The organism is Mucilaginibacter sp. UYCu711 (assembly GCF_050433825.1).
Classification (GTDB): domain Bacteria; phylum Bacteroidota; class Bacteroidia; order Sphingobacteriales; family Sphingobacteriaceae; genus Mucilaginibacter.
This window is the reverse complement of the sequence record NZ_JBNPWM010000011.1, coordinates 158,598-179,638: the sequence shown is the minus strand read 5'-3', so window position 1 is coordinate 179,638 and position 21,041 is coordinate 158,598. Positions and strand designations below refer to the sequence as shown.

At 41.9% G+C, this 21,041-nt stretch carries 17 protein-coding genes and 1 pseudogene; 3 read left to right on the top strand and 15 right to left on the bottom strand.

Features of this window, described 5'->3' with window-relative positions; translation table 11 throughout:
* Positions 1-31 precede the first annotated feature (31 nt).
* Positions 32-229, bottom strand: a complete 198-nt coding sequence (locus ABIB50_RS22030; RefSeq protein ID WP_429383361.1) for a hypothetical protein — start codon at positions 227-229, stop codon at positions 32-34.
* A gap of 171 nt (positions 230-400) precedes the next feature.
* Here ABIB50_RS22030 and ABIB50_RS22025 point away from each other — a divergent pair, with 171 nt between their 5' ends.
* Both ABIB50_RS22025 and ABIB50_RS22020 read left to right on the top strand, forming a co-directional pair.
* Positions 401-1,882, top strand: coding sequence for a Fic family protein (locus ABIB50_RS22025; protein WP_429383360.1), 1,482 nt, complete (start codon positions 401-403; stop codon positions 1,880-1,882).
* Between the two features lie 260 nt (positions 1,883-2,142).
* On the top strand, positions 2,143-3,699 hold the full coding sequence (locus tag ABIB50_RS22020; protein ID WP_429383358.1) for a Fic family protein: 1,557 nt from the start codon (positions 2,143-2,145) through the stop codon (positions 3,697-3,699).
* 26 nt (positions 3,700-3,725) lie between these two features.
* Here the strand turns inward: ABIB50_RS22020 and ABIB50_RS22015 are convergent, their stop codons facing one another.
* Both ABIB50_RS22015 and ABIB50_RS22010 read right to left on the bottom strand, forming a co-directional pair.
* Positions 3,726-5,033 (bottom strand): tyrosine-type recombinase/integrase, encoded by a 1,308-nt coding sequence (locus tag ABIB50_RS22015; protein WP_429383356.1) that lies wholly within the window; start codon positions 5,031-5,033, stop codon positions 3,726-3,728.
* Between the two features lie 765 nt (positions 5,034-5,798).
* Positions 5,799-6,551 (bottom strand): YoaK family protein, encoded by a 753-nt coding sequence (locus ABIB50_RS22010; RefSeq protein ID WP_429383354.1) that lies wholly within the window; start codon positions 6,549-6,551, stop codon positions 5,799-5,801.
* 299 nt (positions 6,552-6,850) lie between these two features.
* On the opposite strand from ABIB50_RS22010, the pseudogene ABIB50_RS22005 reads away from it, so the two are divergent.
* Positions 6,851-7,144, top strand: a pseudogene (locus ABIB50_RS22005) (sensor histidine kinase); the annotation flags it as partial.
* A gap of 553 nt (positions 7,145-7,697) precedes the next feature.
* Here the strand turns inward: ABIB50_RS22005 and ABIB50_RS22000 are convergent.
* The 12 genes from ABIB50_RS22000 to ABIB50_RS21945 form a co-directional block, all read right to left on the bottom strand.
* Positions 7,698-8,948: an MFS transporter gene (locus tag ABIB50_RS22000; RefSeq protein WP_429383353.1), complete on the bottom strand. Its 1,251-nt coding sequence runs from the start codon at positions 8,946-8,948 to the stop codon at positions 7,698-7,700.
* Positions 8,949-9,002: 54 nt separating this feature from the next.
* Positions 9,003-10,211, bottom strand: coding sequence for an efflux RND transporter periplasmic adaptor subunit (locus ABIB50_RS21995; RefSeq protein WP_429383351.1), 1,209 nt, complete (start codon positions 10,209-10,211; stop codon positions 9,003-9,005).
* The gene (locus tag ABIB50_RS21990) at positions 10,204-11,451 is read right to left on the bottom strand and encodes an HlyD family efflux transporter periplasmic adaptor subunit (protein WP_429383349.1); all 1,248 of its coding nucleotides are present in this window, start codon (positions 11,449-11,451) and stop codon (positions 10,204-10,206) included. Before ABIB50_RS21990 ends, ABIB50_RS21995 begins: the two co-directional genes overlap by 8 nt.
* Positions 11,438-12,661, bottom strand: coding sequence for a TolC family protein (locus tag ABIB50_RS21985; protein WP_429383347.1), 1,224 nt, complete (start codon positions 12,659-12,661; stop codon positions 11,438-11,440). The genes ABIB50_RS21990 and ABIB50_RS21985 overlap by 14 nt, the downstream gene beginning before the upstream one ends.
* Entirely contained in the window at positions 12,661-14,553 is a 1,893-nt protein-coding gene (locus ABIB50_RS21980; protein WP_429383345.1) for an efflux RND transporter permease subunit, read from the bottom strand. Before ABIB50_RS21980 ends, ABIB50_RS21985 begins: the two co-directional genes overlap by 1 nt.
* Positions 14,550-15,824, bottom strand: coding sequence for an efflux RND transporter permease subunit (locus ABIB50_RS21975; RefSeq protein WP_429383343.1), 1,275 nt, complete (start codon positions 15,822-15,824; stop codon positions 14,550-14,552). The genes ABIB50_RS21980 and ABIB50_RS21975 overlap by 4 nt, the downstream gene beginning before the upstream one ends.
* 45 nt (positions 15,825-15,869) lie before the next feature.
* The gene (locus tag ABIB50_RS21970; RefSeq protein WP_429383341.1) at positions 15,870-16,121 is read right to left on the bottom strand and encodes a heavy metal-binding domain-containing protein; all 252 of its coding nucleotides are present in this window, start codon (positions 16,119-16,121) and stop codon (positions 15,870-15,872) included.
* Positions 16,122-16,240: 119 nt separating this feature from the next.
* Positions 16,241-16,609 (bottom strand): HYC_CC_PP family protein, encoded by a 369-nt coding sequence (locus ABIB50_RS21965; RefSeq protein WP_429383339.1) that lies wholly within the window; start codon positions 16,607-16,609, stop codon positions 16,241-16,243.
* Between the two features lie 53 nt (positions 16,610-16,662).
* Positions 16,663-18,687: a copper-translocating P-type ATPase gene (locus tag ABIB50_RS21960; protein WP_429383337.1), complete on the bottom strand. Its 2,025-nt coding sequence runs from the start codon at positions 18,685-18,687 to the stop codon at positions 16,663-16,665.
* Positions 18,688-19,116: 429 nt separating this feature from the next.
* Positions 19,117-19,803: a MarR family winged helix-turn-helix transcriptional regulator gene (locus ABIB50_RS21955; RefSeq protein WP_429383335.1), complete on the bottom strand. Its 687-nt coding sequence runs from the start codon at positions 19,801-19,803 to the stop codon at positions 19,117-19,119.
* 39 nt (positions 19,804-19,842) lie between these two features.
* Complete coding sequence (locus ABIB50_RS21950) at positions 19,843-20,574, bottom strand: lycopene cyclase domain-containing protein (protein WP_429383333.1); 732 nt, start codon at positions 20,572-20,574, stop codon at positions 19,843-19,845.
* Positions 20,571-21,041, bottom strand: a complete 471-nt coding sequence (locus ABIB50_RS21945) for a sterol desaturase family protein (protein ID WP_429383331.1) — start codon at positions 21,039-21,041, stop codon at positions 20,571-20,573. The genes ABIB50_RS21950 and ABIB50_RS21945 overlap by 4 nt, the downstream gene beginning before the upstream one ends.

The window sequence follows — 21,041 nt, the reverse complement described above, 5'->3', positions numbered from 1 at the left end:
GCGATCATTGTTGCTTCACCACTTAATTAAATCAGTATGAATGGTGGATGCTGATCTGAACATTTTCAGGAACCGCCCTTTTAATAAATGCTAGCTTATCGCGAACGATCTGCAATTCATTTTCCAGATTGATAAGAGTTGATCTGTGTTCTTCCATTTCCCCTAATAAGGTTTGTTCATCATCGATCAACATATCGTACTCAGTAGGCGTTTTTTTTATATTTTTCATGGTTTATAATAGGAATAAATGGTAAGTTTTGCTTTTCAATGGATGACTATAAAAGCTATATTAGCTATTTACACTTAAAAATTTGCCAGTAAAATGAAATTAGACTTAAAAATTTGCCATTTTTGATTGAGATGCCTATTTTAGCATTAAAAATTTGCAAAAAGGTTCATTATGGATAAAGATACCCCATTGCACTTGCAGGAAATTATCTATTCGTCAAGTGATACTACGATCAGCAGAAATATCAGTAAACTTGAAAAACAGGGCAAACTGCGTAAGATCGCCCCCAGGATTTATACGCCGATTTTAAATGAACCTGCAGAAGATGTGATCAGGAGAAATATCTTTCAGATCATCGGACACCAGTATCCAGGAATTTTATTGAGTCACCGTTCCGCAATGGAATATAAACCAACGGCTACAGGAGACCTGTTTTTAACCTATAATTATGCACGAAAAGTAAATCTTCCAGGACTGACCTTGAATATAATGGAAGGGGTCGCACCTGTCGATGGCGATAATCAGTTTACAACAGACCTCTTTGTTTCCCAACAGGAAAGGGCGGTATTGGAGAACCTGCAGGAATCGCGGAAGTCCGGACCGCAGTCCAAAACGCTTACGCTACCGGAAATAGAGGAGAAACTGGAACAGGTCATCCGGGTAAAAGGTGAAGATGGGTTGAACGCGTTTCGTGACAAAGCCAGGGACATTGCCTCAAAAACCGGTATGGAAAAAGAGTTTGATAAGCTTAACCGGCTGATCGGGGCCTTATTGACTACCAAGCCGTCTAAAGCTTTGACCTCTTCGGTAGCAATTGCAAGGGCACAAGGGCTTCCTTATGATAAACCCAGGATCGGATTACTGGAGAAGTTGTTTATCGCGTTGCAAAAAGATGAATTTCAGGAAATGCCGGAACCCAATACGAGTCTAAAGGCCTTTCGTAATTTTGCCTTTTACGAAGCCTATTTTTCTAATTATATTGAGGGTACCAAATTTGCCGTAGAGGAAGCCAGACAGATCATAACAACTGGTGAGCCCATGAAATCCCGCGATGAAGATTCCCATGATATATTGGGAACGTACCATATTGTCAGCAGCAGAACAGAAATGCAGCGAACGCCCGAAACAGCAGCTGAAATGCTGCAAATATTGCAATATCGCCATAAGATACTGTTGAGTGCAAGAACAGCGAAAAAACCAGGTGAGTTTAAAGACCAGAATAACCGTGCGGGCGATACCGACTTTGTGGACTTCGAACTGGTTAGGGGAACATTGACCAGAGCATATGACTATTATCGTGCCCTGAGAGACCCATTTGCCAAAGCGGCTTATATGATGTTCCTGATCAGCGAGGTGCATCCTTTTAATGATGGGAATGGCCGGATAGCGAGAGTCATGATGAATGCAGAATTGGTCAAAGCGGAACAGTCAAAAATTATCATTCCGAATGTATTTCGTATCGACTATCTCGGTGCTTTGCGTAAACTCACCCGACAGGGCGAGCCTGATGTTTATATCAGAATGTTGCAGCGGGCTCGCCAATTTAGTGCTACTTTAAAAGGGAAAGATATAGAGGTTATACAACAGGTGCTAACAAAAAGTGATGCTTTTAGCGAAAGTGAAGGCGATATATTAAAAATAGTTAATGATTAAAAAGTCAGTCTAATTTAGCCTTCAAATAACCAACCGTTAATTTAAGTACAAGAACGTTCTCCTAATCTTAGTACTCAGCTTCAACCATTCTCATTAATCTCTATTTTCCGCTTCCTCAGTGTCAAATATTCCAATGCTGCATGGGTGTTTTATTATAGGTATAATAATTGTTTTGTTACAAGTGTTTATAATTGTTTTATTGCAATATTTTGTAATTGTTTTACTACATTTGTTTATAATTGTTTTATTACATTATAAGCATGGCTACACCAAGAGAAAAATTTGTAGAAGCACTCGGAACATTGAAGGAACTTCAGGAAAAAGGTATTGTGGCAATTCATACATCCGAGATTTCTAAAGATTCAATTAGGGTGCTATTGGTTAAAAAGGGTTTTCTTAAAGAGATTATTAAAGGATGGTATATACCTACTGACCCCGAAGAGCGACCAGGAGACAGTACTTCCTGGTACACATCTTATTGGGATTTTTGTGCCAAGTTTCTGGAACAAAAATACGGGGCTGACTGGTGCATTTCAGCGGAGCAATCTTTGCAGTTACAGGCCGGTAATTATACAGTCCCGATTCAACTTATAGCAAAATCTCCTAAAGCAAATAATACGCTGACCAATTTGCCTTTTAATACTACGTTGTTTAACCTGAAGGCAGATCTTCCGGATAAAAGCTTGGTAACGATGCAAAATGGGATCAGGAAGTATACGCTTTCGGGAGCGTTGATCTATGCTTCAGCCAACACATACGCACGTAACCCAATTGATGCACGGACAGCGGCATCAATGATAAGAGATGCCTCAGAATTACTCCCCGTGTTATTAGAAAACGGACATACGTCAATAGCTGGCCGGTTAGCAGGTGCATTTAGAAATATTGGCAGGGATCGCATCGCAGATAATATTCTGGGTGCAATGCGTTCCGCAGACTTTAGTGTGCGGGAGTCTGATCCGTTTGAAGAGAAGATAGAAATCAAATTATCTGCGAGAGAGCGTTCGCCATATGCCAATCGTTTAAGACTAATGTGGCAAATGATGCGGGGCACAATAATTCAAAATTTCCCTGCAGCTCCAGGGATACCAAAAGACAAGGAAGCATATTTGAAACATATAGATGAGGTGTTTGTCACAGATGCCTATCACTCTTTGTCTATTGAACGTTACAGGGTAACACCAGAATTGATCAATAAGGTAAGTAGCGGTGCTTGGGATAAAGATACCGATCCCGAAGATAAAAAACAAAAAGATGCTATGGCAGCAAGGGGTTACTGGCAGGCTTTTCAAAAAGTAAAAGACTCTATTAACAAAATTATGAATGGCGCAAATTCGGGTAAGCAAACCGATGCAGATCATCCTGTTTGGTATCGCGAGCTATTTGACCCGAGTGTATCAGCAGGGATATTAAAGGCATCTGACCTGGCGGGCTACCGAAATGGCCAGGTTTTTATTTCCAGCTCAAAACATACCCCGTTAAACGTTGACGCGATGAGAGACGCTATGCCGGTGTTGTTTGAATTGATAGAAGAGGAATCTGAAGCATCAGTCAGGGCTGTATTAGGCCATTTTCTATTTGTGTTTATACACCCTTACATGGACGGAAACGGACGTATGGGCCGCTTCCTGATGAATGCCATGCTGGCTTCTGGAGGTTACCCCTGGACGGTTATTCCTGTTGAGAAAAGAGCAGCTTATATGGAGGCGCTTGAAAGAGCGAGTACAGTACAAGATATTGAGCCATTTGCAAAATTCCTGGGTCATTTGGTAGAACAGGAAATGATGGGAAAGCCAGAGGCTCACTTACCCCAATAGAATTATAATTCTACATTTTTTGGTATCTACACACGAAGGCGTTTTGCTGTCCGTTTAATTGGAACAACATTGGATTTACCTTTTGGCTGATCAAAATCCATTAGCATATCGGCCATTTCCTTTTTGGTCTCACTTTGAAATCCGGCCCAATAATTTTGTGTCGTGGCCAACGTGGTATGGCCTAATGCTTCCTGAGCGAATTCCATTCCTTGTTTTCTGGTAACCTGTGTAGTAAAGGAGTGTCTGGCTTCCATAGTGCCGTTAATTTCCATACCGACGGTATTTGCCAATTTTTTCATGTGCTGATTAATTAAGCGAACAAAATTCTGATTGGCGCGATGACGTTCTTTTGCATCCATGCCGGCCGTGAAAACCGGGAAAACATAATCATTTGGCTTACCCTTTTTATTCCCATATTTTTCAAACACCTGCTTCACATAGTCGGTTATTGGGACAATGATAGGTTTTGGGTCTTCTTTGGTCGTACGGATCGTTTTATGTCTAAGGAAGGAGAAATAAGTTACGTGCAGGTCCCTGAACTTTAATTCAGAAATATCCCTGATGTTCATACCGTTGCACTGGTAGCTAAAGAACCAAAAGGCTTTAGCTTTTTCCTGAAAGATATTTCCTTTTACATCTGCATTGAACAGTTTTTTAAGGTCAGGGGCTTCGATCGCTTTTTTAGTATTTTTTCCAGTGGGGATCTTATATTTTTTGAAAGGGTAGATCTCTCTGTCAATAATCCCATCTTCTATGGCTTGATTAAATATCTTCCGGGTAGTGCGTAGATAGATACCAACTGTTGTTCTGCTTCTGTCCTGGGCAATCATCCAGTTTTCATACTTGTTTAGGAATTCAGGTGTAACCATGTCAAACGTTATGACCTCGATCGGATTTCTACGGCTGTCATTAATAAATTCCCTTATAGAATTAATGCTACAGAAATAACTGGAAGATGTACCTACTTGGTTATTCTTATCTAGTTCCTTGATATAGTTGTAATAGTGATCAATGATATTCGTTAAAGATTGCTTGGTAGTAAACAACATCTTCTCAAATTTTTCAAACGTGAAAATCTTTAAATTGTCAACGACTTCATTGGCCTTAGCTTCCAGAGCAGAAAGATCTATTTTAAGATCTTTAAGGCGTTCTCCTTTCGGTTTAGCAGTATGATATGAATTTTCAAAGTCCTCAATTGAAACATAACTACCGGTATTAAATAACTTTTGACGACCGTAAAAAACCTGGATTTTTACCGGATAAGTGTCATCTGATGTTGCCCTTCTCGTATCTAAATACAGTGAAATCTTCGCCTTTTTTGCTATTTTTTCCATGTTTTAACGATTATTTGAATATTTTTTTTCTGTAAATTTACGAAAAAACCGCTTAATTGATATCAAAAAAGCACTTTTTACGTCTAAAAATTTGCATATTATTTGCATACTTTTGGCCAAAACAACGGTAAATATCGATAAATAACGGTAAAGTCAAAATGATTAATGTATTGATAATCAACCAACAACATAAAACAACAAACATCGAAAACTACCCTTTTTTGACTGTTAATCAGAGGGTCGCTGGTTCGAGCCCAGCCTCAGGAGCTAAAGCCCCGCACGTCCGCGGGGCTTTTTTATGCCCTTATATTTTTTATCTTTAATTGCAGATGCAGTCTGCCTGCATATTTGTCCGAAGTATAAACCGTCCAGTATATTTTATTTCCGTGAAAAATGGCGTGCAAGCTTTTTAACAGCTAACCGGTATACGATCAAGTAGCGGACCAAATTGTTATATCTTCCGGGAATCAAGGCTTGATAAATTTGTTAGTCAGCGACTCTCTGACTAACCATCGGATGGCTGAGAGTTAATAAGACTTAATATTGAATAGATTATGAGTTAGTTAAGAAGAGTTGTAACTTATTTGTAACACAGAAATTGTATGGGATGGAAATTACTTAACAGGTAGATGGTCGACCTCTATAATATCCTTATTATTGCTCTTTTATATCAATAACTTATTTCATTGTTACACATTTGTAACACGTTTTGATCTTGCATCGAAACGTTTCGCTTATCAAAAGGGCTAATTACCGCTAGGATATTTATTCTGTGTGCCCGATCGTCCTCTTGACCGCATTCACTCCGGTCCGGTAATATCTTTTGGCCTTAATTCTAAGCAGGTCATAAACGAGCGCGAACAGCAAAATCAATACTGGTGCGTAAAAAGATGGAAACCCAAAACGGTGGAACAGGTAAGCGCCAAATACCGCTCCCGTCATAAAAAAGAAAATAATATACAATCTGAGTTTGATCCTGGACTTAAGATCAGGTCGCCGGGCTTTATCGCCATGCAGGATCTGCGCAAGGTCGATACCAAGATCAGTAAACGTCCCGGTTAAGTGTGTAGTCCTGACCACCGATCCTGACACCATAGAAACTAAAGCATTTTGCAGGCCCATTGCAAAAAGCAGACTCCCCGCGAAAAACTCTTTGGAAGCCAATGTACCATTGTATTTATGGCCATACAGCCCTGATATCAATAAGATCAGTATTTCAATGATCACCGGGATAAAGTAAGAAAATCGCTGGTTTTCGCCGGTAAAAGAAAGGGCGATGCTGGTGAAGAAGGCCCCGGCTAAAAAAAGAAACATCCAAAGCGCGATCACCGTTGCCGTTCTCCAGTCCATAAACGCTATTCTTTCGGCAAGCAAAGCAGCATGACCGGTTACGTTTGTGGTGAGTACGGAAAAACCCAGGAATCCTTCGGCATTGACAAAACCCGCAGTCAATCCTAAAAGAGTTGCCAGTTTCAGATTATGATTCGGGGTTCGCTTTGCGCCTAAATGCCTTAACATCCTATATTTGTTTATGCCGGGAAAATACTTCGCTCCCGTCAGCTGCAAGATAAGCACAAAGATAGCCTGATATTCAGCGTAAAGTGTTACCGCCCTCCCATTTTACTTTTAAAAAAATAATTGCATCACCCCTGTTCTTTTTTCAAAGGCTTTATTTCCGCTAAAACCCGCAAGTAGCTGAAAATAAATTAATTAATACAACATAATAGCGGTACCTTTATTTCATTACAACTTTAAGTTGTATCCTCATAAACCGCAAAGCCCATGGCTAAAATCGTTGATCAACAAAGTTCAGCTCTCCCGACCGTAAACCAGAGATCAGTATCAAGACTGAGACAAAGGATGAGTTTATCTTATTAACGATCACAGATAACGGCATTGGGATTACCAAAGACGAAATAGACCAGATTTTTAAAAAATATAAACGGATGAGTGCAATTACCGAAGGAACAGGTATTGGATTGTACTTGATCCGGAAAATTGTTAACGCCTCAGGCGGTAAGATAGAAGTAGAATGTGCAGCAGGGAATGGTTGCACTTTTAAGATATATTTTAAAAATGACAACAGACCGGCTATGACTTTAGTATCTTAAGCAAAAAAACAAACTCAGCCACTACCTATTTCTTTCTTCACGTTAGCTTTTGTCTAAAGCCAGTTATTCACAGCTTAATTTTTAATCTGTAACGTCAATGTAGATCTGCGAAAATCAACAAACTAATGATGATCCCAATACATCTTGATCACGAAATCTACCTTTATCTATTTACGAGATTACCATCGGCTCGGCTATACTATTAGATTAAACAGTGATTTCCCCTTTGAATTTTTTGTTTCAAAAGTTGGGGGTATTACAGAAGAGTAAATTTAAACAAAAAACATCCATGAAAAAGGCTAGCTACGAAGTGTTGTAACTTATTTATGAGATAGAAATTTTGCGGGATGAAATTAATTAACAGGTAGATGGTCGCCCTCTATAATGACTTGATTTTTAATAAATTACATCGTTCAAATTTTCAATCGTTACACATTTGTAACACGTTTTAATCTTGTATCGAAACGTTTCGCGTATATATCAAATATAATAATTCTAGTTGTAAAAGACAACCGTTTTGAATTCTTTAGCCTTACTTTACCTTACAGTACGCCTAACCGGAAACAGGTGATTTTATTTTCAGGGGATTTAGAAAAGCGAATATCAACAGCAAAAATAAAAGGGTCAGGATACCGCCGTACAAAAAGTTGTTCGCAGGGAGCCGATTACCCAGGAAACCGGCAATTGGATAAGCAATCGCCCACCATAAATGAGAAAAAGCAAAATGCGTACCATATACTTTGCCTTGTTCTTCGGCGGCGATATTCTCACCGATCAGTGTTTCTGATGGAATTTCGGCTAAACTCTGTCCCAGCCCGGCAATAGCCCAAAGCAATAATAACAAGCCATAATTAACGTAATTGGCTCCTGTTATTGCCAGGCCCAACATCAATGCGCCGATCAGTAATGAGGCTTTTCGGGATTTTGATTTGTCTATTGCCCCCGATACAAATGCGGCGGTCGCGGCACCAATACCAAAAGCGGCCATTACCCACCCGTAATGCTGATTGTTTTGGTGTAAGCCTGATCTGATATACCCGACAGTATTCACCAATATTTGCGCCCCTGCTATAGCAGAGACAAATTCGATAGATAAAGCAAAACGGATCAGCTTATTGCCAAAAAGCAAACGAACACCTTTGAGCAAATCCTGCCCGGTCGAAGGTTTTTCTTTTATCGCCTCTCCGGCTGCCGGTTTGCGCATAAGACTGCCGGGTAAGGTTAATATCAGTAAGCCTGCAATGACAAAAGATGCGGCATCTACAAAAAAGATCTGTCTAGCTCCAAACCAGACCGCCATGATACCTGCCAGTCCAGGCCCTAACACGCCAAATAGTTGATTAGTGGCGGTTGATAAACCGACGGCTTGACGATAAATACCTTTCTCAACAATTTGAGAGATTACGGAGCGATAGGTGGGTGTAAAAAAGGCATTAAATACATTGAGTAAAAATACCAGCACATAGATCTGCCATTCTGCCTTTATAAAGGGAAGGTAGGCAACAACAGCCATCCGAAAGAAATGCGTGATATAAAGGATCTTCTTACGGTCAATCTTATCTGCCAGGATACCTGCAAATGGTGAAAAGACAATGAAGGCGCTTACCCGCAACGTCAAAGCCGTCGCCAAGATGACCGCTGATCTCTCCTCGTCAAACTGGTAAGCCAGCAAAGCTAAACCAACCCAGGTAAAGGCATCACCGATCAGGCTGATAGTTTCCGCGAAATAAAGGCGGGCGAAAATGCTGTTCTTTAAAGAGCGGAATGGGTCGGCAAGTTCTGCTGTTAACTTTTTTAATTTCATTTGATTAGCGTATCACTAAAAGGCAGCAGTCGGGCTATTGTTTTAAAAGTTCCACTACATCTTCATCCCACCCATATTATCATTACCATTTTTAAAGATCGCTTCGCTGTTCAGTAAATACGCGCCATTGGTGACAACAATAGCCCCGGCATCCAACCCCGACAGCACCTGTACGTAATTTTGGTTCCCCGAACCCGGTTTGATCATCTTTGGTGAAAAACTGCCATCGGTATTTTTTACCCAAACCTTGCTGCCATTTTTATCTGTCAGGATAGCTGAAGCAGGGATGGCTAAAGAACGGCTACCCCCACCGCCAATAGAAATATAGGCCAACATTCCTGGCCGGATCGATCCCTGCGGGTTGGGGATACTTACCCTTATCAGATCTACTTTAGATGCTTCTGATAATTCGGGATTAACAAACTCTATCTTACCCGGAATAATTTGTCCGTTCAGATCAGGAAAGGAAACACTTACCCGGTCGTTTTCTTTGTAGTTCCCGGCATCACTGGCATATAATTGTGCTTCAATCCATAAATTATTTAATGCCTGCGTTTTTAATATGCTCATACCCTCGGTCACATAATCCCCCTCGTGAACCGAAATGCCGCTAACCGTGCCGCCGACTTTACTTAATACAGTCGTCGTGGCCGACACTTTCCCTGAAGCCGCCAGGTTTTTGATCTGAGCCGGTGACAAACCCCATAATTGCAGCTTGTTTTCGGCAGCACTGATCAGTTGCTGATAGTCTACATCCGGGTTATGCAATACCTTTTGTTGCTGTTTAGTCAACAGGTATTCCTTTTCTGCTTCCTGCAAGTCTTCGCTGTATATGGAATAAACGGGTTGTCCTACGGCTATTTTTTCACCAACAGTCCTTACAAATAATTGCTGCACCCGCCCCGCTATTCTTGCACTTAATTCGGCGGCTGTATTTTCATTCGTAGTTACCGTGCCTGTCAGCGTTTTTTCGTTGCCAATGTTTTCATCTCTAACGGTATCTGTTTGGATACCGGCTAACTGAAGCTGGGTTGCCGTCAGAGTTATTTTATCAGAACTGGTACCGGCTGAGCCCGTAAGTTCCACTTTGATCAGTTTCATACCACAAATAGGGCAATTGCCCGGATGTTCCTCATGTATCTGTGGGTGCATGGAGCAGGTATAATAAGCTTTACTTTGCTGCAAGGCTAGCTGATGCGGTTTCTGCTGGCAGGCAGTAATCATTACTCCGATGAACAGCGCTACTATTTTCAATTTATTCATGACTTTGCGTTTTAATAAAGCTTTCGCTGTCTGTTAAATATTGGGCGTTTGATGCCAGGCTATCCGTAACAGCTAAACCTTTTGTAATTTGTATTTGAGCGCCATTTATTGAACCTGTATTGACCAGGTGCGCCTGGTATGCAGCGCCCTTTTTCAGCCATACAATTTGCGCCCGGCCCAGATCAACCAATGCAGACCGGGGTATCCATAAGCCCTTTGTTTGCCCGGTTTGTATTTCAGCTTTGACCAGGCTGTTTACTTTCAGCTCATGATCCATATTGTCTAAATAAACCCGGACACTTGTTGTCTTATCACCATTCTGTAAAACAGGCTCTATAAAATTGACCTTTCCGGCAAGCAGTTTCCCTGGCAGATCAGGCAGCGAAATTTTAACCGGCTGGTTTAATTTTAAAGTGGCGATATCAGAACGGTTGATCTTGATGATTGCCCATAGCCTATGAGGATTGACTACATTGAACAAGGTTTGCCCTTTTTCAACATACATACCCGCTTTGATAGCTAACGGCAGGTTATTGGTAAAGTCCGAAGCGGCCTGTTGATCTACCGCGCCGCCCATCTGGATATGTGCCACATCATGGACGTGGCCATCATAGTGGCTAAAAACGGGCAGGTTGTAAAAAGGCTTCCCATTTTTAATAGCTTGATTAACCTGTTCATTAGTCATTCCCTGTAATAGTAGTTTCTGCCGCGCCGCATTGAGCAATCCTGCTTCCGCCGACGAGTTTTTGCTGATAAAAATTAAGTCCTGTTGTGCGGTAACCATCTCCGGGCTATAAATATCAAAAATGCGCTGCCCCTGATGTATCTCCTGGAAAGCATATTTGATGTATAGTTTTTCAATACGCCCCGAAAAACGGGATGCAATATTATTAAAAGTTCGCGTATCAAAATCCAGGTAACCATCTGCCGAAATACTGGTTTGTATTTCCTTTTGTTCGGGTACGATAGCCCTGACCGTAGAAACGACCGAAGAATTAACCGGCTGCAAAACGGTATTCAAACTGATACCCGCTCCCTCACTAGCCTGGCCTGTTTTTTTTACCAGGGTCATACCGCAAATGGGGCAGCTACCCGGATGATCTTGCAGTACCTGAGGGTGCATAGGGCAGGTATATTTCACTTCGCTTTTTGCCTGAATGGCAACTGGAGCAGGTTTTGGGTTGGAGCAGGCACTAAGTGCGGCTATAAAAACAACCAGGATAATTTTAATTGCTTTCATTTTCCCTTTCATAAGCTACCTGTAAGATTAATAGTTCCTGTAAGCGGTCTAATGCCTCCATGCGTATTAGCTGTAAACTTTTGATACCATCCAAAACTGATGGCAAGTCGCCGGTGTTTTGGTCGTAAGCCAGCAACGCTGTTTTGTAGCCATTCTGCAAAGCAGGTATGATGTTTTGGTCATAGTTTTTTAACTGCCTTTTCTTACTGCTCATATCCGCTCTCATTCCTGCCAGTTGCCCCTTTGCCTGGTTGAGTATATCCAGTTTCTTTTGCTGTAATTCCTCCACTTCAAAGCGGATACCTTTCAGATTGGCCTTATATTCTTTAGATGCCCAGGGAACAATAGGGATCGTTACAGAACCCATTAAAACATATTGGTTAGCCATACCGCCGTAGCTTTGCATGTGCCCCGCCTGTATCCCAAAATCCGGCTTGCGTTTGGCATATTCCATTTGCGCATTTAACTGTTGTAAATCAATATTCCGGTTAATCCCTTTTATATCACTTCGTGCATTGGAAAGGGCAGCAGTGTCACTTATAACTGTTTCATATTCCTTTACTACGTAAATGGTATCTACCAAAAAGACTGCCTGTTTCTCCCTGTTCATCAGCGTATTCAGCATGATGTTCTTTTGGCTGATCTCGTTATTGAGTTGCTCACGGGTATTATCCAGTTGATACAACTCTGCTTTGGCTTTGTAAATATTGGGCAGCTTTTCCTTACCATAAGTAAGCCGGATATTGGCATCCTTGAGCATATATTCAAGTAGCTCCTGCGTATGCTGTAACAACGCCAGTTTCTTTTCCAGTACCACCCGTTCGTAATAGTATTGCTTGGCCTGGGCTATCAGTTGATTTTTAAGGTAGCTTTTATCAGTTGCGGTGACCTTGGATAAGCCTCTCATATAATCTTCCTTTGCCTTTAGCTTGGCTGAATTGATAAACATTTGCTCGGCCTGTATCATAAATGCACCGCCGTTCGGACTAAGTTGATAGGGAACCTGGTACTGCCCCGCGCTTACCTTTGGCGCATCAATGCTTTTTGCCCCGGTCGCGTAAGCGTCCTGGGCACTGGCCTTTGCATCATAAGCCATTAAAGCAGGGTTAGCACCAACACGGGCTAAAACGCTGTCTAACGGCAGGCGCTGTGCTTTGGCAAAACTGCCCACGCATAGCATCGCTGTTAATATAATTTGATATTTTTTCATTATTCTTTTACCTCCAATACTTCCAGTTTACCATATTTCCTGAGTTCGTATTCTTTCACCATTAAAAAGATGAGCGGTGTAACCAGTAAAATGTGCGTGGAAGAAGTTAATACCCCGCCGATCATCGGCAGTACAATAGGCAGCATCACATCGCTGCCTGTCCCGGTTGCCCATAGCACCGGCACTAAACCAAACAGGGCAACACAAACCGTCATGAGTTTTGGCCGCAAACGTTTCACGGCACCGTTCATCACATAAAACCTTAAATCCTCTTTAGTAATGGTTTCTTTAGAATTGCCTTTTAAAGTAACCAATTGCTGCATCGCATCATTAAGGTAGATCACCATCACAATGCCCGTTTCGACGGCGATACCAAACAAGGCGATAAAGCCGACCGCCACGGCTACCGATAAATGTACCCCAAAGAAATACACCATATACGCGCCGCCGATCAAGGCGAACGGTATCGAGATCAGGCTGAAAAATGCCTCGCGGATAGAATGAAATGCAAAATACAGGCAGGCGAAAATAATTAGCAGTACAACAGGTAATATCATCTTTAAGGTATGCTCCGCGCGTATCAAATTCTCATACTGGCCGCTCCATTCGATATAATAGCCTTTTGGCAGCGTTTTGACCATCGTATTTAACCTGTCCTGCGCTTCCTTAACGGTACTACCCAGATCGCGGTCGCGCACATTAAATAATACCGTCCCCCTTAATAACGCATTTTCCGATTGTATCATGGCCGGGCCATCACTGATCTTTATATCGGCAACGGATGATAAGGGTATCGGGCCGTTGCTGGTTGTTTGCACTAAGGTGCTTTTGATCGCGTCCAGGTTGTTCCGGTAATCCTGCGCGAAACGGACATTGACACTAAAGCGCTCCCTGCCCTCTATCGTTTTGGTCAGGTTCATACCCCCCAAAGCGCTTTCCACTACTTCGTTCACATCATCCACGCTTAAACCGTAGCGGCCTATGGCCTCTTTATTAACATGGATATCCAGATATTTACCACCGGTAATCGGGTCAACATATAGATCTTTCACGCCGCTCACACCTTGCAAAGCCATTTTCATTTGGGTAGCTAAAGCGCTAATGGTATCTAAATTCTGCCCATAAACTTTTAACCCTACATCGGTACGGATACCGGTGGATAACATATTAATGCGGTTAATGATGGGTTGCGTCCAGCCGTTCACTACGCCTGGTATTTGTAGTTTGGCGTTTAGCTCATTGATGATATCTTCTTTTTTGATCCCTTTGCGCCATTCGTCTTTTGGTTTCAAAAGGATAATGGTTTCCGTCATACTGATCGGCGAATTATCCGTAGCCGTATTGGCCCGGCCTGCTTTTCCCAAAACGCTTTTTACTTCGGGTATGCTTTTGATGATCTTATCCTGTACCTGTAACAACTGTTTGGCTTCCGCATTGGAAACATCTGGTTGGGTAACCGGCATAAATAGGATCGTTCCCTCGTCCAAAGGGGGCATAAATTCACTACCTAAGCTTAATAACAGCGGTATGCTGATCAGCAGCGCTATGATATTGATAGTTAAAGTAGTTTTACGCCAGGTCACACACCAGTTAAGTATAGGGCGGTATATCTTTTCCAACCCCCGGTTTAGTGGATTGTGGTCGTCAGTTCTTAGTTTTCCTTTCAGGAAAAAAGAGATCAGTACCGGTGCCAGTGTTACTGCAAGGATGGCATCAATGGCCAATATAAAGGTTTTTGTCCAGGCTAATGGCCCAAACAGTTTGCCCTCTTGCCCCTCCAGTAAAAATACCGGCAGGAAGGACGCTACAATGATCAGCGTTGAAAAGAAAACGCCACGGCCAACCTGTTTGCAGGATGCTTCTATGATCTTAATTCGTTCTGCTGTGGTCATGACTTTTCTTTTTGTTGCGCGATAGATAAGTTTCTATGCGAGTTTTCAACCATGACAATGCCGTTATCTACAATTACACCTATGGCTAAAGCGATACCGGTTAAAGACATGATATTGGAACTGATGCCAAAGGCGTTTAATAAAATAAAGGCGGCTGCGATGGTAACGGGTATCTGAATAATAATGCTCAAGGCGCTTCGCCAGCTAAACAGGAACAGGATAACGATAATGGAAACGGTAATCATTTCTTCGATCAGCGTATGCTTAACCGAATTAACCGCGTTTTCAATGAGTTCGCTGCGATCATAAGCAATATTAAAGCTAACACCCGCAGGCAAGCCTTTTTGAATATCAGCCATTTTATCCTTAACCGCATGAATCACCTTATCCGCATTTTCGCCATAACGCATCACTACAATGCCGCCGACAGCTTCGCCGTCACCATCGCGGTCAAAGATACCCAGGCGCTCATCGCCACCCATTTGTACGGTAGCCACATCTTTTATCTTTATTGGTATGGAGTTGATCACCCCGATAGGGATATTTTCTACATCTGTTAAATTTTTGATATATCCCAGGCCGCGAACAATATAGCCGGTGCCGTTCATTTCAAACTTTCGCCCACCCACATCATTGTTATTGCTTTTTACCGATTTAAGTACCTGCGCTAAGGGTATGTTGTAATAACTAAGCTTATGGGGGTCGATGGTGACCTGGTATTGTTTTTCAAAGCCGCCGAAAGAGGCAACCTCGCTCACACCGGGAACGGTTTGCAAACCTAATTTTACATACCAGTCCTGTAGTGCCCTTTGCTCACCCAGATCCATGCCTTTAGCATTCAAAGTGTACCATAAAATATGGCCTACGCCTGTACCATCCGGCCCCAATGTTGGGGTGATACCCTGGGGTAGTAAACGCTGCGCATAGTTCAGCCTTTCCAATACCCGGCTTCGCGCCCAATACACATCCGCTTTATCGTCAAAAACGATATAAACAAAACTCATCCCGAACATAGAAGTAGCACGAATGGCTTTTACTTTGGGGATGCCTTGCAGATTACTTACCAATGGATAAGTTACCTGGTCTTCCATGATCTGCGGGCTGCGCCCTTGCCATTCGGTAAATACGATCACCTGGTTATCCGACAGGTCGGGTATGGCATCGATCGGGTTTTCCTTGACCGAGTAAGCACCCCAGGCAAAAAGGGCGGTGGCGATCAGCAGCACGATATACCTGTTTTTTAAGGACAGGGAAATAAGTTGATTGATCATCTTAATTGCTTTAATCAGCCCCGCATGAAGCGGGGCTGAATGAAATTACATCTTCCTTTTTTCCGCAGGCTTCTTTTTGGCATCAACCTTTTTCACCAGCGTCATGCCACATTTCGGGCATTTGCCGGGTTTGTTGCTGATTACATCCGGGTGCATGGTACAGGTGTATTGTACTTTCGTAACAGGTTTTACCTTTTTGGTTTTGGTGGTGTCAGAAACAGGGTTGTTTGAATGTGCGGCAAAAACAGCCGCGGCAGAAAATAGAATGGCAACAGCCATCAGCATTACTTTTTTCATGTTTTTAAAAATTAAAAATGGATAAATAACATAGGCAAAACCTATGCGTGAATTATGAATTAAGATGGATTGCATAGAAGTATAGCCAGGTACAGAAATGTTGGCTATAACCGTACAGGTCAGATCCTGTAGGCGCAGTTAAGGGTATAGATCGGTATATCAACGTTCCCAGGCGGGGCGTTCGCCTGATAATTGATGGGAGTAGCTTGTTCAATAAAAATATTAACTGCATTCAAATAAGCAGGCGTAGGCAATATAGCCGCGATAGACGGACTTAAAACGGTGGTGTTCCCCGTAACATGGCTGTCCTTTATTTTAAAGCTTTTGCTTTCGTGCTTGCAGCAATTACCCTTATCGGTATGATTTGCTGAAGCATAGGTGAGTGTGACAGAAGTGAGCTTACCGCAACAATAAAAACGGTTTACACCGATACCCACAAGGGATAAAAGGTAAATGGCCGTTAATAAAATAAGCGCTGAGCGTTTCATTGGTACGAATATACTTATAAATTTATATGAACTGTTGATTCCAACTGGCGGGATTAAGATTTTACTTTTAACAGACTCGCGTTGATCGCCACTACGACGGTGCTTACAGTCATCAATACAGCACCAGCCGCCGGACTTAACACAATGCCCTGGTTATACAATACACCCGCAGCCAGTGGTAAAGCCACCACATTATAACCGGTCGCCCAGGCCAGGTTCTGTATCATTTTCCGATAAGTAGCCTTACCAAACAGTACCAGGCTGACAATATCTTTAGGATTACTATTCACCAAAACGATCCCGGCAGTTTCTGCGGCTATATCGCTGCCCGAACCTACGGCTATGCCAATATCAGCCTGGGCAAGTGCAGGCGCGTCGTTAACGCCATCGCCAGTCATCGCAACAAATTCGCCTTTGCCTTGCAGTTCTTTGATTTTCTCTAACTTCTGATGTGGCAACACTTCTGCAATAAAACTATCCATGCCTAATGTTTTACTTACGCTGGCGGCTACTTTTTGGTTGTCCCCGGTTAGCAGAATGGATTTGATGTTTTCTTCCTTTAATGTTTTAATAGCTTCCGCAGATTCGGGCCGTATTTCATCAGACAAAGCGATATAGCCTGCTAATTCCTTATTGACCAATACAAATACTACGGTTTCGGTATCATTGGCAGTAAAGCCATCAGGCGGGGTTAGCTTATGTTCTTTTAAATAACCCGGACTAACGACCAGTATTTTTTTACCCTCTACGGTCGCTTCAACACCCTTGCCGGTTATGGCTTTAAAATCGTTTGCCGGGGGTACAGCGATCTTTAAGTCTTTAACTTTTTGCAGGATACCTGTTGCGATAGGATGTTCTGATTTTTGCTCTAATGCCGATGCTAAACGTATGATCTCATTTTCATTGAGGCCTTTTTGTAAGGAAACCACTTTTGACACTTCAAATTTTCCAACAGTAAGCGTACCCGTTTTATCGAATACAATGGTTGTGATCTTCCTGGCATTTTCAAACGCGGTTCTGTTTTTAATGAGCAAGCCATGCTTAGCCGACAGGGCCGTTGACTTCGCCACCACAAGTGGTACCGCTAAACCTAAAGCATGTGGGCAGCAAATAACGATAACGGTTACCATCCTTTCCATCGCGAACGATAAGGTCTGCCCCGTTAAGTACCAAAACAGAAATGTGCCGATACCCGTTACAAGTGCGATCACGGTTAACCATTTGGCGGCAGTATCGGCCAATAACTGCGTTTGAGATTTTGACTTTTGTGCGTCATCTACCAGTTTAACCACCTGCGATAAATAGGAATCTTTTGCTGCGTGGGATACGGTAACTTTAAAGGAGCCGTTGCCGTTGATAGAGCCGGCAATTACTTTGTCGCCTTTTACTTTTAGTACGGGCTTTGATTCCCCGGTCAGCATTGATTCATTCAAATAACTTTCGCCCTCTAATATAATACCGTCCGCCGCAACTTTTTCGCCGGGCTTAATTAGGATAATATCATTTTCTTTCAGGGTATCGGTTTTTACATCATGCACCATGTCAGGCATTACCATATGTGCATCTGATGGCATGAGTTGTACCAATAACTCCAGTTCATTTGAGGCCCCCATAACCGAACGCATTTCTATCCAATGCCCTAACAGCATGATCAGGATAAGCGTGGCCAGTTCCCAAAAGAAATCCATCCCTTTCAGGCCAAACACAACAGCAACGCTATAGCTATAAGCAACGGTTATGGCAAAACCTATCAGGAACATCATGCCGGGATTTTTTGACTTTACCTCATCAACGAGCCCCGCCAAAAAGGGCCAGCCACCATAAACAAACACCACCGATGATAAGGCAAACAAAATGTAGGAAGAACCTGTAAAAGTCCAGTTTACGCCTATAAAATGCTGTATCATAGTTGATAGCAGCATAATAGGTATGGTGAGCGCTGCCACTACATAAAACCGCTTTTTAAAATCAGCGATCATCATGGCATGGTGTTCATGCTCCGACATGCCCATGTGCGGATCATGACCTTTGTGCATTTTACTATGATCCATGCCTGCCGTCATTTTTTCCATATCCATTTTACATGAGTTTAATTGATAGATCAGTTTCCCGATCTTATTTTACCGCATAGCAAAGTTGCAAATAATTGAATAACAATTAAATGAGGACGATCATATTATGAAATGTCCCTCATTGTCATTTAATGCTGACTAATTTTCGCTGCAATAATAAAGTTATACTTAACAAAACAGCAGTTAAAATCCACCATACAAAAAACCCTTCCCCAGCCATAGTGCTTATCATCCAGGTGTAGTCCGCTCTTAATATGTCTTACGGTATTTACCAATATTTGTGCTCCCGCAATCGCAGAAACAAATTATATGAACAATGCAAATAACATGATGGCTTTTTACAGCTTGCCGGCAAATCCGTGGTTATACAGTATTTAATTCCAGTTTCGTATCTTTTAATCAGATATCTGTTTATAAATGGTAATGCCGCCGAACTTACTGTACAGAATTTTCTTCCGCAAGCTTTTTAAGATCTTCTTTGTTACTAATGGTCTTATTTTCGTAATGTTCCAGGTGAAAGTTCTCCAGCTTCTGTAAAAGATATTGTAGCGTAAATTTTTCGGCTATGGTCAATTTGCCGGTAATAATCTTACCCACGTAATTAGTGTGTTCAAATACCTGGAACAATAATTCCTTGCCCTCATCAGTAATGGCGATATGTTTGCTTCTTTTATCTTTCACGTCATCCCACTGTCTTACCAGCCCTGCAACAATCAAACGCCTGATTACTTCTGTTCCCGATGTTTTCTCCTGTAAATTATGGCTGATCAATTCACTTTTTGATAAGTGTTTGTGTGTCAATAAAATCGCCAGGGCGGTAAAATCCTCGCCAGTTTGTAATGGTGTACCTTCTAATGCTTTTTTAATATAAGATTTCGCATAACGGCTCATAAAAACAAACAGCCGGCCGATATTATTATCTAACTGATAGGCGATATCCAACGCGGCATTGTCACTGTCGCCAAATCTCACTTCACTGTCATGACCATTACCTCTGGTGTCACCAACTTTATTCAGCAGAAAGCCTGTAAAATCCTGGATAGAAACTTCATGGCCCTGATTTTCTTCTTCCAGTTCTTCAACGAGGTTTATCAATTGATGAATAAGTTGGTATGATTTCATATTGTTGTAAAATTATAAGTATCGGCTAACAGTTCAAATTTAGTTTCTTTTAAAGAGTTCAGCTTTCGCGTTTTTGGATGCAGTGCGGGCAGCCCGGTAGTTTATAGCTGAATAGATCATCACGTTTAACAGGATCAAATCCATCCCGTAAAATATATCTTCAAACGGTATGGTGAGTATGCGCAGCCCGATAATATGTAATGGATTATACCACACTATAGGGTTTGCAAGGCCTGTCCCGGTAAGCAGGCCGTTTACAATCAAAAAAGGAAATAAAAGCATTAAATACGTGGTGTAAAATTGAGAAAGCCAGTCTGCTTTTAAAATAAATTGCGCTATAATCAACAGTATTGCCAATACCACGAAAGTATAGCTGGTATAACTTAAAACGTGAAACCGGACAGCTATAAAAACGGATAAGGCTATCAATGACAAAGTGATAGTAAGTTGGGCGCGCTTTGATAACGTCCTTTTAATAAGTACGCTTAAACAGGAATAAGTAAACAGGCAAGAATAAGGGATACATAAAAAGAAAAGCACCTCTTCTAAGGGTAGGTTGCCAATATAAACACCCGTTAAATAATAAGGGTTAAATCCCCATATTTTTAAATGGGTAAAATACATATCCCAGCTAATAAAGAATATCCCTGTCAATAACATCGCCGGGAAAAGAAAGGGCCAGTTTTTATAAAATTTCAGGCCGGGATGAAAAGAAAAAATAAACGGAACAAGTACCGAAAAAATATCGATCAGCAAATAGGTAAATTTCATACCGGATCGTTTTTTGATGTATTGCGGAAATATTTCCAGGAAACCCACAACATCCCAAAACTTTCACCATCATATTTGCCTGTATGCTTATGGTGTATTTTATGCGCCCGCCTGATAGCTTTTAGATAACGATTTTCAGAATTACGCAACACTTTTATACGCTGATGGATAAACAGGTCATGCACAAAAAAATAACAAGCACCATAAAGGGTGATACCTGTACCGATACAGGTCAGTACAGTTACCTGATAAAATGCTCCGGTAGCAAGACAGGCAATGCCCGGCATAGCGAATATCAGAAAAAACAGGTCGTTCCGTTCTAAAAATCCATAATGCTCTTTCAAATGATGATCCCGGTGCAACGGCCAAAAAATACCGTGCATAATATATTTATGAGTTAACCAGGCTACACCTTCCATGCCTAAAAATGCGGCCAATATGATAGCGATGTTAATGAGCAAATTCAT

Excerpts from the sequence above, each read along its gene's own strand:
- ABIB50_RS22030 (WP_429383361.1), bottom strand. The coding sequence starts at position 229 with ATGAAAAATATAAAAAAAACGCCTACTGAGTACGATATGTTGATCGAT.
- ABIB50_RS22025 (WP_429383360.1), top strand. The coding sequence starts at position 401 with ATGGATAAAGATACCCCATTGCACTTGCAGGAAATTATCTATTCGTCA.
- ABIB50_RS22020 (WP_429383358.1), top strand. The coding sequence starts at position 2,143 with ATGGCTACACCAAGAGAAAAATTTGTAGAAGCACTCGGAACATTGAAG.
- ABIB50_RS22015 (WP_429383356.1), bottom strand. The coding sequence starts at position 5,033 with ATGGAAAAAATAGCAAAAAAGGCGAAGATTTCACTGTATTTAGATACG.
- ABIB50_RS22010 (WP_429383354.1), bottom strand. The coding sequence starts at position 6,551 with ATGTTAAGGCATTTAGGCGCAAAGCGAACCCCGAATCATAATCTGAAA.
- ABIB50_RS22000 (WP_429383353.1), bottom strand. The coding sequence starts at position 8,948 with ATGAAATTAAAAAAGTTAACAGCAGAACTTGCCGACCCATTCCGCTCT.
- ABIB50_RS21995 (WP_429383351.1), bottom strand. The coding sequence starts at position 10,211 with ATGAATAAATTGAAAATAGTAGCGCTGTTCATCGGAGTAATGATTACT.
- ABIB50_RS21990 (WP_429383349.1), bottom strand. The coding sequence starts at position 11,451 with ATGAAAGCAATTAAAATTATCCTGGTTGTTTTTATAGCCGCACTTAGT.
- ABIB50_RS21985 (WP_429383347.1), bottom strand. The coding sequence starts at position 12,661 with ATGAAAAAATATCAAATTATATTAACAGCGATGCTATGCGTGGGCAGT.
- ABIB50_RS21980 (WP_429383345.1), bottom strand. The coding sequence starts at position 14,553 with ATGACCACAGCAGAACGAATTAAGATCATAGAAGCATCCTGCAAACAG.
- ABIB50_RS21975 (WP_429383343.1), bottom strand. The coding sequence starts at position 15,824 with ATGATCAATCAACTTATTTCCCTGTCCTTAAAAAACAGGTATATCGTG.
- ABIB50_RS21970 (WP_429383341.1), bottom strand. The coding sequence starts at position 16,121 with ATGAAAAAAGTAATGCTGATGGCTGTTGCCATTCTATTTTCTGCCGCG.
- ABIB50_RS21965 (WP_429383339.1), bottom strand. The coding sequence starts at position 16,609 with ATGAAACGCTCAGCGCTTATTTTATTAACGGCCATTTACCTTTTATCC.
- ABIB50_RS21960 (WP_429383337.1), bottom strand. The coding sequence starts at position 18,687 with ATGGATATGGAAAAAATGACGGCAGGCATGGATCATAGTAAAATGCAC.
- ABIB50_RS21955 (WP_429383335.1), bottom strand. The coding sequence starts at position 19,803 with ATGAAATCATACCAACTTATTCATCAATTGATAAACCTCGTTGAAGAA.
- ABIB50_RS21950 (WP_429383333.1), bottom strand. The coding sequence starts at position 20,574 with ATGAAATTTACCTATTTGCTGATCGATATTTTTTCGGTACTTGTTCCG.
- ABIB50_RS21945 (WP_429383331.1), bottom strand. The coding sequence starts at position 21,041 with ATGAATTTGCTCATTAACATCGCTATCATATTGGCCGCATTTTTAGGC.